This is a genomic window from Bifidobacterium sp. N4G05 (assembly GCF_002742445.1).
GTDB classification, from domain to species: Bacteria; Actinomycetota; Actinomycetes; order Actinomycetales; family Bifidobacteriaceae; genus Bifidobacterium; species Bifidobacterium hominis.
The window spans coordinates 61,497-78,029 of record NZ_NJNQ01000002.1 but is presented as its reverse complement, the minus strand read 5'-3'; the positions used below and the strand labels follow the sequence as shown (position 1 = coordinate 78,029).

The 16,533-nt window shown below is 54.5% G+C and carries 14 protein-coding genes and 1 rRNA gene; 13 read left to right on the top strand and 2 right to left on the bottom strand.

The window, feature by feature from the left end:
- Positions 1-199 precede the first annotated feature (199 nt).
- The 3 genes from rrf (at position 200) to CE153_RS02160 (ending at position 3,028) form a co-directional block, all read left to right on the top strand.
- Positions 200-317, top strand: a 5S ribosomal RNA gene (rrf, locus tag CE153_RS02170).
- 278 nt (positions 318-595) lie between these two features.
- Positions 596-1,159: an alkyl hydroperoxide reductase subunit C gene (gene ahpC, locus CE153_RS02165; protein ID WP_034881233.1), complete on the top strand. Its 564-nt coding sequence runs from the start codon at positions 596-598 to the stop codon at positions 1,157-1,159.
- Positions 1,160-1,261: 102 nt separating this feature from the next.
- Complete coding sequence (locus tag CE153_RS02160; RefSeq protein WP_442861959.1) at positions 1,262-3,028, top strand: FAD-dependent oxidoreductase; 1,767 nt, start codon at positions 1,262-1,264, stop codon at positions 3,026-3,028.
- A 113-nt stretch (positions 3,029-3,141) separates the two neighbouring features.
- On the opposite strand, the gene CE153_RS09080 is transcribed toward CE153_RS02160, so the two are convergent.
- Positions 3,142-3,264, bottom strand: coding sequence for a hypothetical protein (locus CE153_RS09080; protein WP_260847210.1), 123 nt, complete (start codon positions 3,262-3,264; stop codon positions 3,142-3,144).
- A gap of 229 nt (positions 3,265-3,493) precedes the next feature.
- A complete protein-coding gene (locus CE153_RS02155) occupies positions 3,494-4,537 on the bottom strand; it encodes a LacI family DNA-binding transcriptional regulator (protein ID WP_039199574.1) in 1,044 nt (347 codons plus the stop codon).
- 356 nt (positions 4,538-4,893) lie between these two features.
- On the opposite strand from CE153_RS02155, the gene CE153_RS02150 reads away from it, so the two are divergent.
- From CE153_RS02150 to CE153_RS02105, 10 genes are all read left to right on the top strand, one after another.
- Entirely contained in the window at positions 4,894-5,805 is a 912-nt protein-coding gene (locus CE153_RS02150) for a carbohydrate ABC transporter permease (RefSeq protein ID WP_099594984.1), read from the top strand.
- On the top strand, positions 5,805-6,782 hold the full coding sequence (locus CE153_RS02145) for a carbohydrate ABC transporter permease (protein WP_033501883.1): 978 nt from the start codon (positions 5,805-5,807) through the stop codon (positions 6,780-6,782). Before CE153_RS02150 ends, CE153_RS02145 begins: the two co-directional genes overlap by 1 nt.
- A gap of 118 nt (positions 6,783-6,900) precedes the next feature.
- Entirely contained in the window at positions 6,901-8,292 is a 1,392-nt protein-coding gene (locus tag CE153_RS02140; protein ID WP_236824429.1) for an ABC transporter substrate-binding protein, read from the top strand.
- A 91-nt stretch (positions 8,293-8,383) separates the two neighbouring features.
- The gene (locus CE153_RS02135) at positions 8,384-9,661 is read left to right on the top strand and encodes an enolase C-terminal domain-like protein (RefSeq protein WP_033501881.1); all 1,278 of its coding nucleotides are present in this window, start codon (positions 8,384-8,386) and stop codon (positions 9,659-9,661) included.
- A 15-nt stretch (positions 9,662-9,676) separates the two neighbouring features.
- Positions 9,677-10,468 carry an SDR family oxidoreductase gene (locus tag CE153_RS02130; RefSeq protein WP_033501880.1) on the top strand — a complete coding sequence of 264 codons (792 nt, stop codon included), beginning with the start codon at positions 9,677-9,679 and terminating at the stop codon, positions 10,466-10,468.
- A gap of 10 nt (positions 10,469-10,478) precedes the next feature.
- Positions 10,479-11,300 carry an amidohydrolase family protein gene (locus tag CE153_RS02125; protein ID WP_099594982.1) on the top strand — a complete coding sequence of 274 codons (822 nt, stop codon included), beginning with the start codon at positions 10,479-10,481 and terminating at the stop codon, positions 11,298-11,300.
- Positions 11,297-12,193, top strand: a complete 897-nt coding sequence (locus CE153_RS02120) for a dihydrodipicolinate synthase family protein (RefSeq protein ID WP_099594981.1) — start codon at positions 11,297-11,299, stop codon at positions 12,191-12,193. Before CE153_RS02125 ends, CE153_RS02120 begins: the two co-directional genes overlap by 4 nt.
- Before the next feature lie 35 nt (positions 12,194-12,228).
- Positions 12,229-12,666, top strand: coding sequence for an L-fucose mutarotase (gene fucU / locus CE153_RS02115; protein ID WP_099594980.1), 438 nt, complete (start codon positions 12,229-12,231; stop codon positions 12,664-12,666).
- 19 nt (positions 12,667-12,685) lie between these two features.
- Entirely contained in the window at positions 12,686-14,122 is a 1,437-nt protein-coding gene (locus CE153_RS02110) for an alpha-L-fucosidase (RefSeq protein WP_099594979.1), read from the top strand.
- Between the two features lie 14 nt (positions 14,123-14,136).
- Positions 14,137-16,488 (top strand): glycosyl hydrolase family 95 catalytic domain-containing protein, encoded by a 2,352-nt coding sequence (locus CE153_RS02105; protein WP_099594978.1) that lies wholly within the window; start codon positions 14,137-14,139, stop codon positions 16,486-16,488.
- The last annotated feature ends 45 nt before the right edge of the window (positions 16,489-16,533 follow it).

Here is a 16,533-nt window from a genome sequence, read left to right as displayed (position 1 = left end):
TTTCCGACCCTGTTGGGTTGGGTCTCGTCCTGTGGTGGTTTCTCGTTGGATGGCAAGGAATGCTGTTTCTTGTGGTCACGACGACGATACTGGTAAGGCGTTTGCTTGCGTCCGTTGTCCGGTTCCCGGACCGCCACGATCGGAATCGTGGTCGGTTCCGTTGCCGGCCGATCCTTGTGGTTGGCCGTTACATTGGTTTTGCGGTGGTCATGGCCCAGGTGAGACGCCCGGTCCCTTTCCGAACCCGGAAGCTAAGGCCTGGCTGCGGCGATGGTACTGCACTCGAGAGGGTGTGGGAGAGTAGCGCGCCGCCGCATTCTACTTGAGGGGGTTCCCGTCGAGCGTCACGCTCCGGGAACCCCCGTTTTTTTTTATCCGCTCGCGTCCCCTTTTCATCCGTCTCCCGGTCCTTGCTCCCCGTGGCATGCAGGAGTTTTTTATTTCGCGGCACCTTTGTATCGCATGGTCCGTCAGCGTGACTGTTAGTAATGATGTGATGAGGCTCACGCGTTACGCCCGCGCGGGTTCCAGACAATCACGTTACGATGGAGAACGGCAGAAGCCTGATGATTGACAATCAGCGAAAGGACCGATGATGACTCTTCTACAGCATGAACTGACCGATTTTAAGGTGAACGCGTTCCAGAACGACGAGTTCCATGAGGTGACTAAGGCTGATGTGCTCGGCCACTGGTCCCTGTTTTTCTTCTACCCGGCTGATTTCACCTTCGTGTGCCCAACTGAGCTTGAGGATCTGGCCCGCAACTACGCCAAGTTCAAGGAAATTGGATGCGAGGTCTACTCCGTCTCCTGCGATACCCACTTCGTACACAAGGCATGGCATGACGCCAATGAAAAGATCGCCAAGATTCAATATCCGATGCTTGCTGACCCGACCGCTCTCTTGGCTAAAGATCTCGACACCTACAACGAAGTTGATGGTATGGCCGAACGCGGTGACTTCATCGTGAGCCCCGAAGGCAAGGTCGTGGCCTATGAAGTCATCTCCTCCAACGTAGGACGCAATGCCGAAGAACTACTACGTCGTGTGCAAGCCTCTCAGTTCGTCCACGAGCATGGCGATCAGGTCTGCCCAGCCAACTGGACTCCGGGCGAGGACACCATCGAACCTAGCCTCGATCTTGTTGGCCAACTGTGATCGTTATTTGACGGACGGATTGTCAATCTAATCCGACGGGTTGTCCGGAGAACCTCCGGGCAACCCCTTGAACAGACAGATTAAGGCGCGAAGGGATTCATTATGTCTCGAAATGATTTGTATGATGTCATAGTTGTCGGCGGCGGTCCCGCTGGTCTGACGGCGGGATTGTATCTGGCCCGCGCCCGATATCGCGTGCTGATTCTCGAGAAAGACGATTTCGGCGGACAGATCACCATCACCAATGAGGTGGTCAACTATCCGGGTGTCGGCCGCACCACTGGCCGTGAGCTTACCCAGACCATGCGTCAACAGGCGCAGGACTTCGGCGCTGAATTCCTTTCCGCCGAAGCCATCGGCCTCGACGTGCATGGCGACGTTAAAACCGTGCATACTTCACGCGGCGACTTAAAGACTTTCGGTATTCTCATCGCCACCGGCGCCAGCCCACGCAAACTAGGGTTCGAAGGGGAATCCGAATACGCTGGCCGCGGTGTGGCCTACTGTGCTACCTGCGATGGCGAATTCTTCACCGGCAAGGAAGTACTGGTGGTCGGAGGAGGGTTCGCAGCAGCCGAGGAATCCGTGTTCCTGACCACATACGCCTCCAAAGTCACCGTTCTCGTGCGGGAACAGGATTTTACTTGCGACGCCACGGTGGCCGCCGCAGCCAAAAACAATCCAAAAATCGACGTGCGTTACCAAGTCGAGCTGCAAGGCGTCACTGCCGGTCAAGGCGGTTTGCGTGAAGCTACGATCCTGAACCGGGCCACCGGCCAGACCGAAACGTGGAAACCTGCTGACGGTGGCACGTTCGGCGTGTTCGTGTTCGCGGGATATGTGCCCGCCACGAATCTGGTGCGCGGCGTGGTGGAACTGGACGATTATGGTTACGTGGTCACGCACGGCTATCTCGAAACATCGGTGCCGGGCGTGTATGCGGCCGGTGATCTGCGGGCCAAAAACCTGCGGCAAGTTGTTACTGCCACCGCCGATGGTGCTATTGCCGCGGTGGAGTTGGAACGGTATGCCAAGCGGATGAGCGAGAAAACCGGTTTGATACCACAGCGCCCGACCTCTTGCGTCTACGAGCAGTCCACGGCGAAGACAGATGTCGCCTCGTTGGCTGACACCACGCCCGCACCGGCACCCGTCAAACGCAGCACCGATGCCGCTGACGCAGCAAACGCCGTCAGGAAGCCCGGCGAATTGTTCTCCGACACCACCAAACAGCAGCTCAACGTGGTCTTTAACCGTATGTCTCGCCCGGTCACGCTTGCTTTGAAACTGGATGATACGCCGCTGTCCACGGAACTGCGGGGATTCATTGATGCGATGGTCGCGTTATCCGATGGCAAGCTGAAATCGGTAGTGGTCGATGGTGAGTACGAGAAGGATGATACGGGGCGTGCGGTATTCGACGTGGAACACGTGTTGCCGGCAGCACGTCCATGCGTGCGCATGGTGGTGGATGGCAAGCCGACCGGCCTCGCCTTCCATGGCGTGCCCTCCGGCCATGAATTCAATTCGTTCGTGCTGGGCCTGTACAACGCGGCCGGTCCCGGTCAGCCGTTGGGCGATGATCTGATCGAACGGGCAAAGTCCATTGCAAGCCCGCTGAATATCATGATTCTCGTCTCGCTCACCTGCATGATGTGTCCGGAGACCGTGCTTGCTTCCCAGCGCATCGCCTCGCTGAACCCGGCCGTGCGCGCCGAGGCCTACGATGTTGCGCACTTCCCCGAGCTTAGGGACCATTATGGTGCGATGAGCGTGCCCTGCATCGTCATCACACGGGCCGACGGCACGCAGCGGGTCGAGTTCGGCAAGAAGAGCATTCCGCAGATGCTCGAATTGGTTGGCGCGTAAATACGATTTGTTTCGATTTGTCGCCGGACGGTCCAAGGTATATGGGAACGCCTCGGCTGCTGGACCGGTTCATCACAGCAGCCGAGGCGTTTGATAAAGACTTTTATGGAATCTTACTTGCTGAAAGCCTTCTTAAACAAGGTGGAGGAGGCCTTGGCGAAGGCGAACTGGCTGAGGCCGGCATCCATGGAAACGGTGTTGGCGTTGGCGATCTGGTCGAAGGTGTTGTTCTGCATTTTTTCTTCCTTTCACGCGGCTCGTCGTTTCGTTTGTTGGTTCATGCTTCGTGTGGAGCCGTTTGTTCCGTTGTGGCTTCATTGTAAGCATCCCTCTGGTGCGGGGTTTCGCCGGTTTCGTCGCTTCTTTTGTATTTTCATCTGGTAAACAGAAGTAAATGCTTGTGACAGAGGTGGATTGCATATGCATGGGTGCTTCGCGGAAGCTGATTCTGAGTGCCGTTGCATGTTACAGCAGTGATGGCGATGTGCAGCTTTCACGTTCGACGAGCTGTGTGGGAAGAATGAAGTAATTCTGGTCTACCTTTCCTTCCCGCGCTTCGAGAATCAGATCGATGCATTGTCTGGCGATGAGATCGAATGGCTGCCTGATGGTCGTCAGGGATGGACACATGCTTGCCGCAGGATAGACATCGTCGAAACCGATGATCGATAACTGTTCGGGCAGACTGATGCTGTGCTGTCGGGCGGCGCGATAGACGTTGATCGCGCCGAGATCGTTGAACGCGAAGATAGCGGTCGGTCGGTCCTGCTCCCTCATTTCCAGGAGATCGCATGCCGCCTTGTATGCCTTGTCGGATACGTAGTCGCCAACCTTGATGAGATGCGGATCCGCGCTGATGCCGTTTTTCTGCAGCGCCGCCATGTATCCGCTAAGTCGCGCTTGCGAGGATTGTGAATTGGTGGGGCCGGTGATGACGGCGATTCGTCGGTGCCCTAATGATATGAGATATTGCGTGGCGAGCATTCCTCCGGTCCAGTTATCAATGCCCACCCCCAATGCGTCAGCGGAGACCTGGCCGACCGGATCGACAATTACATATGGGATGTTCCTCGTCTGCAGTAGCGATTCCTCGGCCGATGAGATATTTGATAAGAGAAGTATGACGCCTAGTGGGTTGCGTTCGATGGCGTTACGGAGACAGCTGCTGGCCTCGTTTCTTGTTGAGTATTCCTCGGAATCCGGTCTGGCGCAGCTTACGGTGATGCCGATGCCAAACTCTCTGGCGTATGAAGTTGTCTCCTTGACCATCTCCATGGATCCGTTGTTGGTCATTTCGCTGACGACCAGTTCGATTGACCGCATGGTTTTGGTTGTGGGAAGTTTTTTACGGAACCCGGCTTCCTCGAGGAGCAGTTCCACCCTATCGCGGGTCTCGTCGGAGACTCCATCACGGCCGTTGATGACCTTGGACACGGTGGCGGGGGATACTCCCGCCGCTTGGGCGATATCGGAGACCTTCGGTCTGTTTGTTGTTTTGATCGTGGTCATGACCCTTCTCTTTTCGTACGCGACGCTGCAAAAACGTTACCTATAGAATAGCGAAATTTTCGTTACTTTAGAATAGATTTTTTATCGGCGTGTTGCTACCTATATAGCGGAAATGGGTGTCGCGAACATCGATTGCCCGCTGTTTTCTTGATGGGCATGATATGCATATATCGTTGCAATAAAGCCCTTTTTAAGGTGGAAAAACAAGATAAAGAAAATTTCGCCACGCGCAGCGAAGTTTTATTTGCTCTTTTTTGCAGAACCTTGTATATTGAACGTACCGATGGATGAAACGGCAATGGCAACGATGTTGTTGGCAGGCTCATTCAGACGGGTTAAGAAGAAAGAGAAAAACTATGACAAATGCAACGGCGAAACCGGATACTTCCGGGATGCGCAAGCCGAAGCGCGAGTACATAGGCATATTGTATTGTCTTCCATACGTGTTGGTCTTCCTATTCGGCATGATCATCCCGATGTTCTACGCGCTTTATCTCAGCTTCTTCAAGCAGTCCCTTCTCGGCGGCACCACATTCGCGGGCTTCGATAACTTCATAGCTGCATTTAAGGATGAAGCGCTGTGGAGCGGTTTCAGAAGAGTGCTGATTTATGCGGCGATTCAGATTCCTCTCAATTTGATCCTCTCCCTTGTGGCGGCGCTCATTCTGGATTCCCAGAGAATCCGCCATATCGCAGTGCCGCGAATCCTGCTGTTCCTGCCTTATGCCGTCCCAGGCGTCATCGCAGCACTGATGTGGGGATACATTTACGGCGACAAGTATGGCCTTGTCGGTCAGATTGCATCTATGATTGGGGCCACTGCGCCGAACATGCTTTCTGAAAAGCTTATGCTGTTCGCCATCGCAAACATCTGCACTTGGTGTTCTCTTGGCTACAACATGCTGATTTATTATTCTGCACTGATCGGCATTCCGAACGAGCTATACGAATCCGCTCGTATCGATGGCGCATCCGAGCTGCGTATCGCATGGTCGGTAAAGATTCCGCAGATTAAGGGATCCATTATGATGACCGTGCTCTTCTCGGTGATTGGCACGCTTCAGTTGTTCAACGAACCGAGCATCTTGATGAATTCCGCGCCGAATGTGATCACCAGTAACTACACGCCGAATCTCTACGCATATAACCTTGCGTTCAACGGCCAGAACCTCAACTACGCTGCAGCTGTCTCCTTGGTGATTGGTGTCATCGTTATGGGTCTTGTCGCAGTTGTGAAGGTCATTGGCAATAAGTGGGAGAACAAGTGATGAGTGAAGCAAGTGCAAAACCACGTTCCAAGTCGCTGCAGCGCAGAGACGCCAAGCTGGCGCTCAAGGCAAGCCAACGCTATAAGCGTATGCAGCAGCGTGAGGCAGCTCCAAAGCTGACCGGCAAGCAGCGTGTGCTCAACTGGCTGCTGCACATCATTATGGCTATGATGGTCATCTACTGCCTCGTGCCGTTGCTTTGGGTGTTCTTCTCTGCAACAAAGACCAACGAGGGCATGTTTAGCTCCTTTGGTCTATGGTTCGATGACAAGAATGTGTTCTGGCAGAATGTTCAGGAAACTCTTGCATATCAGCATGGTACATATGCGCGGTGGTTGCTTAACACGGTGATGTATGCAGTTGTCGCCGGATTTGGTGCCACTATCATCGCCACTCTCGCAGGTTACGCCATTGCTACAATGCGGTTCCCCGGCCGTAATAGTCTGCTGGCGATAACTTTGGCATTCATGTCCATTCCGGCCACGGTCATCTCTGTCCCGCTGTTCCTCATGTACTCGAAGATTGGTCTGGTTGGTACCCCATGGGCAGTGATTATTCCGCAGCTGGCCACGCCGTTCGGCCTGTACCTGATGATTATTTATGCGCAGACATCGGTGCCTACTTCTCTCCTTGAAGCGGCTAAGCTCGATGGCGCAAATTCTTGGACCATCTTCTGGAAGGTTGCCTTCCCGCTATTGTCTCCAGGATTCGTCACTGTACTGCTGTTCACGCTGGTCGGTGTCTGGAACAACTACTTCCTGCCGCTGATCATGCTCTCCGATACCAACGATTACCCGATGACGGTCGGTTTGAACATGTGGTTGAAGATGGGTGCCGAAGGTACTGCGGACGGTCAGATTCCGAACAACTATATTGTCACCGGCTGCCTCATTGCAGTTGCTCCGTTGATCATCGCATTCATGTTCCTGCAGAAGTACTGGCAGTCTGGCCTTTCGGCTGGTGCAGTCAAGCAGTGAACCCTCGCCGCACGGTTATTGACGATCACCCATTCGTTGCTCTAATGACCGTGCGGCATCCACATCCATTTAAAGAACAACAATAAGACAGTAATTCATGACACACAAAGGAGTAATCATGAAGAAGATGACCAGAATCGTCAGTGCGCTGGCGGCGCTTACTATGGTAGCCAGCGTTGCGGCTTGTGGCTCAAGTACCGGTGCCAAGGACACTAAAACTGCAGTCACCGTAGAAGATATTAACAGCGCCCTCACTGATACTTCCAAAAAAGTTGAGCTGAACGTATGGGGTTTCTCCGGAAAGCAGATGGCAGGGCCGATTGAAGCTTTCCAGAAGAAGTACCCGCACATCAAAATTAAATTCACCAACACCGGCGCGGCAAGTGACCATTTCACCAAGTTCCAGAATGTCGTTGCTGCTAATAAAGATGTTCCGGATGTCGTGCAGATGAGTGCTGACCGATTCGAACAGTACGCTATTTCTGGAGCTCTGCTGAATTTCGCCAACGATGATATCGAAAAGGCGTGGAGCAAGCTTTATGCAAAGACCGCTTGGAGCCAGGTGCATTATGCTGGTGGCCTGTGGGGCGTGCCGACTGACGCCACTCCTTTGGCTATGTATGTGCGTAAGGACATTCTCGACGAGCATAATCTCAAGGTGCCAACCACTTGGCAGGAATTCTATGAAGAAGGCGTCAAACTCCACAAGGAAGATCCCAGCAAGTACATGGGTGTCCTCATCAATAACGATATCTCCTGCTTTACGGATTTGCTGCGTTCGGCTGGTGCACGCCCTTGGAAAGTCAATTCTGTCGATGACATCAGCCTGAGCATGACTTCTGGCACTACCAAGGAGTTCATTGAATTCCTGCAAAAGTGCCTTCAAGATGGGGTCATGGAGGCTGCTCCAGGCTGGACCGATGCGTTCAACCGTGCCACGAATGAGGGTACCTATGCCACTTATATTTCTCAGAACTGGCAAGGCAACTCCTACAAGGGACAGAATCCATCTCTTAAGGGTCTGATTCAGGTAACGCTGCCGCCTGCATTCGGTGATTCTGCCGATGATTTCAAGTCTTCCTCCGTCGGTTCCATGATGAGTGTTTCCGCGGCATGTCCTAAGGATAAGCAGGCTGCAGCACTTGCCTTCATCAATTGGCTCGATTCTGACAAGGAAGCGATTCAGTCTTGGCAGGATAACAATCATGGCAACTACTTCATGGCAGCTTCCGCTTACCAAGACAGCGAAGACATCCGCAATATGAAGGAGACAGATGGATACTTTGTCAATACTGACGTGAACTCTGTCTACTTCGAGTCCATGGACAAGGTCAATACCGATTGGGAGTATCTTCCGTTCATGTCTCAGGTTGGAGTCGTATACAAGGATGTCATCACTCCTGAAATGAAGGTTGGCGGTGACATGGTAGGCGCTATGGCCAAGGCTCAGGAGAAGCTCAAGACCTACGCCAAGGACAACGGCTTTAAGGTCACCACTGACGCCGACTGACATCCGGTTGCCCGCCACCGCTAGGGAGGGCGGCCGAATGGCCGCCCTCCCTTTTTGAGATTAAACATTTTTCCAAAGAAGGAAGCGCATCGTGAGCGTTATTACCAAAGTCACCACCTATGATTTCCGATTCCCGACATCGGCCACCTTCTCCGGCTCCGACGCCATGAACCCCGATCCGGATTATTCCTCTGCCTATGTTGTCATCGCCACGGATGCCGGTGATTCCGGCAACGGATTCGTCTTCACCATCGGCCGCGGCAATGATGTCGTCGTCCGAGCCATCGACTCCATGTCTGAAACCCTTATCGGCCGTAACGTCGAGGAACTGCTCGACAACATGCGTCTCGCGTGGGATCTGTTCGTGCGCGATTCGCAGCTACGCTGGCTTGGCCCTGAGAAGGGTGTCGAGCATATGGCCATTGGTGCCGTGCTTTCGGCTCTGTGGGACCTCAAAGCCAAGCGCGCCGGCAAGCCGCTCTGGCTGCTCCTTTCCGAGATGGAGCCTGAAGAGCTAGTTGCGACTCTCGACTTCCGCTATCTGACCGATGCCCTCACTCCGCAGGAAGCCATCGAGATTCTGCGTGCCGCCCAGGAAGGCAAGGCGGAACGCATCGCCCACCTCAAGGAAGTCGGCTATCCGGGATATTCAACCGCAGCTGGATGGCTCGGCTATTCCGACGAGAAGATGGTCCGTTTGGCCAAGCAAGAGACCGAGGTCATGGGCTTCAAGCAGATCAAGCTTAAGGTCGGTCAAAACCTCGAAGACGATCTGCGCAGGCTCAAGCTCGCCCGTGAAGCGGTCGGCCCGGACATCGCCATCGCCGTAGACGCCAACCAGGTCTGGGATGTGCCACAGGCCATTGAATGGATCGGCAAATTCAATGACTACGATCTCGCGTGGGTTGAAGAACCGACCTGCCCGGATGACGTGCTTGGACATGCCGCAATCCAGAAGGCCATCGATCCGATTCCGGTGGCTACCGGCGAACAGATGCAGAACCGAGTCATGTACAAGCAGTACCTGCAGGCTGGCAGCTTCAAGGTCATGCAGATTGACGCGACCCGAGTCGCCGGCCCCCAGGAAATCGTCCTCGAATACCTGCTCGCCAAGAAGTTCGGCGTCAAGGTCTGCCCTCACGCGGGTGGTGTCGGCCTGTGCGAAGCCATCAGCCAGCTTGCGATGTTCGATTATGTGTCCGTCTCTGGCGAGATGGAGGACCGCGTCGTCGAATACGTGGACAACCAGCATGAGTACTTCGTACATCCGACCGTCATCAAGAACGGACGATACGTCGCGCCGCTCGCTCCGGGCAACGGCACGGAGATGAAGCTCGACGAATGCATGAAGTACCTGCACAAGGACTAGTCGGAAGGACCTGAGATGGACCTGCATCTTAAGAACAAGGTGATTATTGTCACCGGAGGATTCAAAGGCATCGGCAAGGGCATAACGCTGCGACTGGCCGAAGAAGGCGCCATTCCAGTGGTGCTGAATCGTTCGGATGGTGCCGACGACGAATTCCGACAGGATATCGAACAGATCACCGATTCGTATGACACCTATCTGATTGATCTGAACAACACTGATGAGATCGCCCCCATTGTTGAATCGGTCATGAAGAAATACGGCCATATCGATGGTGTGGTCAACAATGCCGGCAGAAACGACAACCTCGCGCTCGAGACCACGTCATGGCGTCAGTTCGAGGAGTCTCTTCATGGCAATCTGACCCACTATTACGAGCTGGTTCATCAGTGCGTGCCAGCGCTCAAGGCCAGCAAGGGCTCGGTGGTCAATATCGGTTCCAAGACCGCATTGACCGGTCAGGGCAAGACTAGCGCCTACGCTGCGGCAAAAGGTGCAATTCTGGGTCTGACCCGCGAGTGGGCCGCCGCTCTCGCCCCGGACGAGGTCCGGGTCAATGCCGTTGTCGTGGCCGAAGCGTGGACACCGCTGTACGCGCAATGGATCAAGACGTTCGGCGACGAGCAGGCGCAGCGTGAGCAGTTGGCGAAGATCACCGACAGGATTCCTCTTGGGCACCGCATGACCGAGACTTCGGAAATCGCGGACACCGTGGTTTTCCTTCTGTCCGACAGGTCCTCTCACACCACCGGACAATGGGTCTTCCCCGACGGTGGATACGTCCACCTCGATAGGGCACTCGACTAGGACGCGCGACATGCAGAGGATCATCGACTCGCATTTCCATATCTGGGACCCATCCGTCCAACCGCTTTCATGGCTCGACGGTACGGATGGGTCCATCACCCGCCGTTACGACATGGACTGTCTCAAACGCGCCTATGCCTCATACAATGAGCACCACCCAGACGCTGCGGTCAATTTCATCGGCGGTGTGTATGTGGAAGTTGACACGGACGATACGTCATTGGAAGATCGGCTGCTGTCCGAAAACCATGATCCTCTGCTGTTGGCAACATCTATGCGGTCCACCGTCGGACCGGCCATGCGCGTGCCGCTGTACGCGCATGGTGTTCGTGAGCCGTTGCATACGCCGACATCGCCGCGGGGACGGTGCCTGCAAGATGACTTCATCCGCGGTTTGCAGCTTATGTCCGATAAGAACATGCCATTCGACGCATGCGTACGGGTGGATGAACTTGGCGATCTTGCTCAGGCTTGTGAGCAGGTGCCCGAAGCAACCGTCATCGTTGACCATATGGGCAACATATCCAATCTTCATAATCTCGAATCCTCATCCGATGCCCTGCATAGGCTCGGAGAGCTGCCAAACGTGTATGTCAAGGTATCGGGGTATCCAACCGATGACCTACGATTCGTCTCAATCTTGCTCGATCTCGCACAAGCCGCGTTCTCGAGCAAGCGGTTGCTGTACGCGTCGAATTGGCCTGTCGTTGGTCTATATGCCGATTTCGACAGTCATCTGTCAATTCTGCTCAACCGTTTCGCGGGAGACGACGACTTCTTCCTCAATAACGCGCGGAACGCCTACCATATCGTCGAAAGGAAAATATCATGACTTGCAACGCCCAATTCGAAGGCGTGTTCTGCCCCTCCATCACCATCACGAACGCGGATGGAACCATTGACTACGACAATTGGGGCAAGCACCTTGATCATCTCATCGACGCGGGCATCGACGGTGTGCTGCTGTTCGGCAGCATCGGAGAATTCTATGCCATCGACGTCAAGACGAAGGCGGAAGCGGTGCGTTTCGCAGTTTCGAAGGTCGCCGGACGCATGAAGGTGCTCGTCGGAGTAGGAGACACCAACCTAGACAATGTGAGAACATTGGCGGCGGAAAGCGAAGCAGCCGGAGCCGATGCATTGGTTGCAGTATCCCCGTACTATTTCGGACCATCCCCGGATTGCGCGAAGCGCTACTTCTCTGCGGTGGCCAAGGCAACGACGCTGCCGGTCATTCTGTACAACTTCCCAGCCAGGACAGGCAACGACCTCACACCCGAGCTGGTAGCGGATCTCGCAGCGGAGAACCAGAACATCATCGGCATCAAAGACACCGTCGACACCATAAGCCACACCAGGAAGGTCATCGCTACCGTTCGTAAGGTGAATCCATCGTTCAGCGTGCTGTCCGGATTCGACGAGTACTACACCGTCAACCGAATCAGCGGCGGCAATGGCGTGCTGTGCGGATTGACCAATGTGGAGCCGGAGACTTTCGTCAGCCTGCATCATGCATGGCAGTCCGGCGATTACGACACGGCCATCAAATCGGCTGAACGCATTTCCTATCTGATGCGCCTGTACGACACTGCTGACCTGTTCATCAGCGCCATTAAGGGCGCGGTCAAGGCGAAGGGACTGCCAATCGACACGTCCATCCATGAACCCGCCGTGCAGCTGACCGACGAACAGTACCGCAATATCCAGAGCATTCTAGGCAAGTAACAATCAAATAAGTCTGAAGACAAGCAGGAGCAGCTATGCTGAAAGGGATACCGTCGATCATACAGCCCGATTTATTGAAGATTCTCAGTGAAATGGGCCATGGCGATACTATAGTTCTCGCGGACGCCCACTTTCCCGCTGAGTCATTGGGGGCTCATTCCCATGTGATCAGATACGACGGTCAGCCCATCGAACCACTTCTTGATGCAGTGATGCAGCTTATACCGTTGGATCAATATACGGAGCATCCGGTGTTTTTGATGGATAAGGTTCCTGGAGACGCCGTCGACACCCCGATATGGGATCGGTATCGTCAGGTAATCGCCAAGCATGAGCCTGACAGGCAAACGGCTATTGGCATGCTGGAACGGTTCGCCTTTTACGATGAGGCCGAAAAAGCCTACTGCATCGTTGCAACAGGCGAGCAGTCACAGTATGCGAACATCATTATCAGAAAAGGCGTTATCCGTTAATTCCGGTGTAGGAGCAAAAATGAGCAATCCAACAAATGATGGTATCAACTTGAATTACCTCGCAAACGTACGTCCCTCGTCGCGACAGCTTGTCTGGCAGCGTATGGAGATGTATGCCTTCATACACTTCGGCATGAACACCATGACAGACAGAGAATGGGGTCTTGGACATGAGGATCCGGCGCTGTTCAATCCACAGAATGTAGATGTGGAACAGTGGATGGATGCGCTGGTAGCTGGTGGAATGACTGGTGTCATCTTGACGTGCAAGCACCATGATGGATTCTGCCTGTGGCCATCGCGTTACACGCAGCATACCATTGCCGCCTCGCCATGGAGGGGTGGGAAAGGGGATCTCGTTCGTGAGGTCAGTGAGTCAGCCAGACGTCATGGACTAAAGTTCGGCGTATACCTGTCTCCGTGGGATCGGACCGAAGACTCCTATGGCAAAGGCAAGTCATATGACGATTTCTACGTTGGACAATTGACTGAGTTGCTCACCCAATACGGACCGATTTTCTCCGTATGGCTGGATGGTGCCAATGGTGAGGGCAAGAACGGAAAGACTCAGTATTACGACTGGGATCGTTACTACAACGTCATTCGCTCACTTCAACCCAATGCGGTGATATCCGTATGCGGTCCCGATGTTCGTTGGGCTGGAAATGAAGCCGGACATGTACGTGACAACGAATGGAGCGTCGTGCCCCGACGACTGCGTTCGGCGGAACTGACTATGGAAAATTCACAGCAGGAGGACGATGCATCCTTTGCTTCTACGGTTCGCTCTCAAGATGACGACCTGGGAAGTCGTGAGGCGGTTTCCGGATACGGGGATGACATCTGTTGGTATCCAGCTGAGGTCGATACCTCCATTCGTCCTGGATGGTTCTATCACAAGTATGAAGACGACAAGGTCATGAGCGCAGATCAGCTTTTTGACCTCTGGCTTTCCGCAGTCGGCGGTAATTCATCGCTTCTGCTCAATATTCCTCCGTCTCCAGAAGGACTGTTCGCAGAACCGGATGTGGAGTCGCTCAAGGGGCTGGGAAGCCGTATCAATGAATTCCGCAAAGCATTGGCTTCGTCTTGTTACGAGGTCAAGACCAGCAGTGCGGACGAAACTGCAATGCGACTTATCGATGGGAACCAGGACACGTATTGGTCTCCTGACGCCAATGACGTGACCCCTGCCGTCACGCTCACTTTCCCGCAACTGACGACGATCAATGCCGTTGTGGTTGAAGAGGCCATAGAGTATGGGCAGCGCATTGAACATATGCGCGTTACTGGTGTGCTATCTGACGGTACTGAGTGTGTACTCGGCCAGTTCGGCACAGTGGGATACCGTAGGATACTCCGCTTCGACGATGTCGAAGTATCTTCGGTTACCCTTCATGTGGATGATTCAAGGTTTACGCCAATGATCAGCCGTGCGGCTGCGGTGCGGATATAAGGCGGTACGTCACCATGAAACTCACATTCGATGGAATCTCTCCGTGCTGGGAAGAAGGTATCCCACTCGGCAATGGACGCATGGGAGCGGTCCTGTGCTCCGAACCGGAAACCGACGTGCTGTATCTCAACGATGACACTCTTTGGTCTGGATATCCACACGCGGAAACTTCGCCGGTGACGCCAGAGATTGTGGCCAAGGCACGTCAGGCGGCATTCGGCGACGATTACACCGCCGCCACGCGAATCATCAAGGAAGCCACACTGCAGGAAAAGGACGAACAGATTTACGAGCCATTCGGAACGGCCCGTATTCAGTACTCGACCCCTGCAAGCGGACGTGAGAACATGAAACGCCAACTGGATCTTGCAAGGGCGCTCGCCGGTGAAACATTCCAGATGGGTGATGCCAACGTTCATGTCGACGCATGGTGCAGCGAGCCCGATGACCTGTTGGTCTACAGGATGTCATCGGATGCGCCGATTGATGTGAACATCAGTGTCGCCGGCACTTTCCTCAAACAGTCGCGCGCCTCGTTGGAAACGGTATCCGACGGTCATCGGGCCACACTCGTCGTCATGGGCCGGATGCCTGGACTCAACATCGGGCTCCTCCCTCATCCTTCCGAAAATCCTTGGGAAGATGAGCAGGACGGAACCGGAATGGCGTACGCCGGTGCGTTCTCCCTTACCGTCACAGGTGGCGACATCAACGTGGACGACAACAGTCTGCAATGTTCGAACATCAACGGATTATCGCTCCGCTTCCGCAGTATGAGCGGATTCAAGGGAAGCGACCAGCAGCCGGAACGAAGCATGACGGTTATCGCCGACCATCTGGAGAAAACCATCGACGAGTGGTCGACCGACCTGCAGACCATGCTCGACCGCCACATCGCGGACTACCGCAGATATTTCGACAGGGTGGCCATCCATCTCGGTTCAGCCCATGATGATGATACGGAACTACCGTTCTCGGCGATCCTTCGCTCGGATGAGAACAAAGAACCGCATCGTCTGGAGATGCTGGCGGAGGCAATGTTCGATTTCGGCCGGTATATGCTTATCTCCTCGTCCAGGCCACACACCCAGCCGGCGAATCTGCAGGGGATTTGGAACCATAAGGACTTCCCAAACTGGTACAGCGCCTACACGACGAACATCAACGTCGAGATGAACTATTGGATGACAGGCCCATGTGCCCTCCAAGAACTCATCGAGCCGCTCGTCTCCATGAATGAGGAGCTGCTAGCGCCGGGGCACGACGCCGCTGACAGGATTCTTGGCTGCCGAGGATCGGCGGTCTTCCATAATGTCGATCTCTGGCGCAGGGCCCTTCCTGCGAACGGCGACCCGATGTGGTCGTTCTGGCCGTTCGGTCAGGCATGGATGTGCCGGAACCTGTTCGATGAATACTTGTTCAACCAGGATGCATCGTACCTGGCCCGCATCTGGCCGATCATGCGGGACAACGCGCGATTCTGCATGGATTTCCTATCGGAGACAAAGCATGGACTGGCCCCGTCCCCTGCAACATCACCGGAGAACTGTTTCTTGGTGAACGGAGAACCGGTATCTGTTGCGCAAAGCAGTGAGAATGCAACGGCCATCGTGCGTAATCTGCTTGATGATTTAATTCAGGCTTCTCACGATCTGGAAAACCTTGACGAAGAGGACAGAAATCTGGTCCGTGAAGCGGAATCCGTCCGTTCCCAACTAGCTGAAACGCGATTGGGAGCTGATGGAAGAATCCTCGAATGGAACGACGAATTCATCGAATCCGATCCACAGCACCGTCATCTGTCCCACCTTTACGAACTGCATCCTGGTGCAGGCATCACGTCTCAGACTCCGCATCTGGAGGAAGCCGCTAGGAAATCCCTCGAAGTGCGTGGCGATGATGGTTCCGGCTGGAGCATCGTATGGCGCATGATCATGTGGGCACGTCTGCGTGATGCGGAGCATGCCAAACGAATCATAGGCATGTTCCTGCGGCCGGTGGATGCGAACGCTGAAACCAATCTGCTGGGCGGAGGCGTGTACGACAGCGGATTATGCGCTCACCCGCCGTTCCAGATCGACGGGAACCTTGGATTCCCGGCGGCCTTGTCGGAGATGCTTGTCCAAAGCCACGATGGCTGGATTCGCATTCTTCCGGCCCTGCCGGAGGATTGGCATGAGGGAAGCTTCCATGCGCTCCGTGCAAGAGGTGGAATCCAAGTGGATGCGACATGGACGGATCAGACAGTGGAATACACGTTGCGCTGTTTGAAGCCCACGGAAATTACGCTGAACGTTCTAGGGACTGATATGGGATGTGTCGCATTGTCTCCGGATAAGCCATTCAAGGGATCCATCCGGCGTTAACGTATTGCGTTATATCCGTTACGAAATGTTGCGGACCGTCTTTCC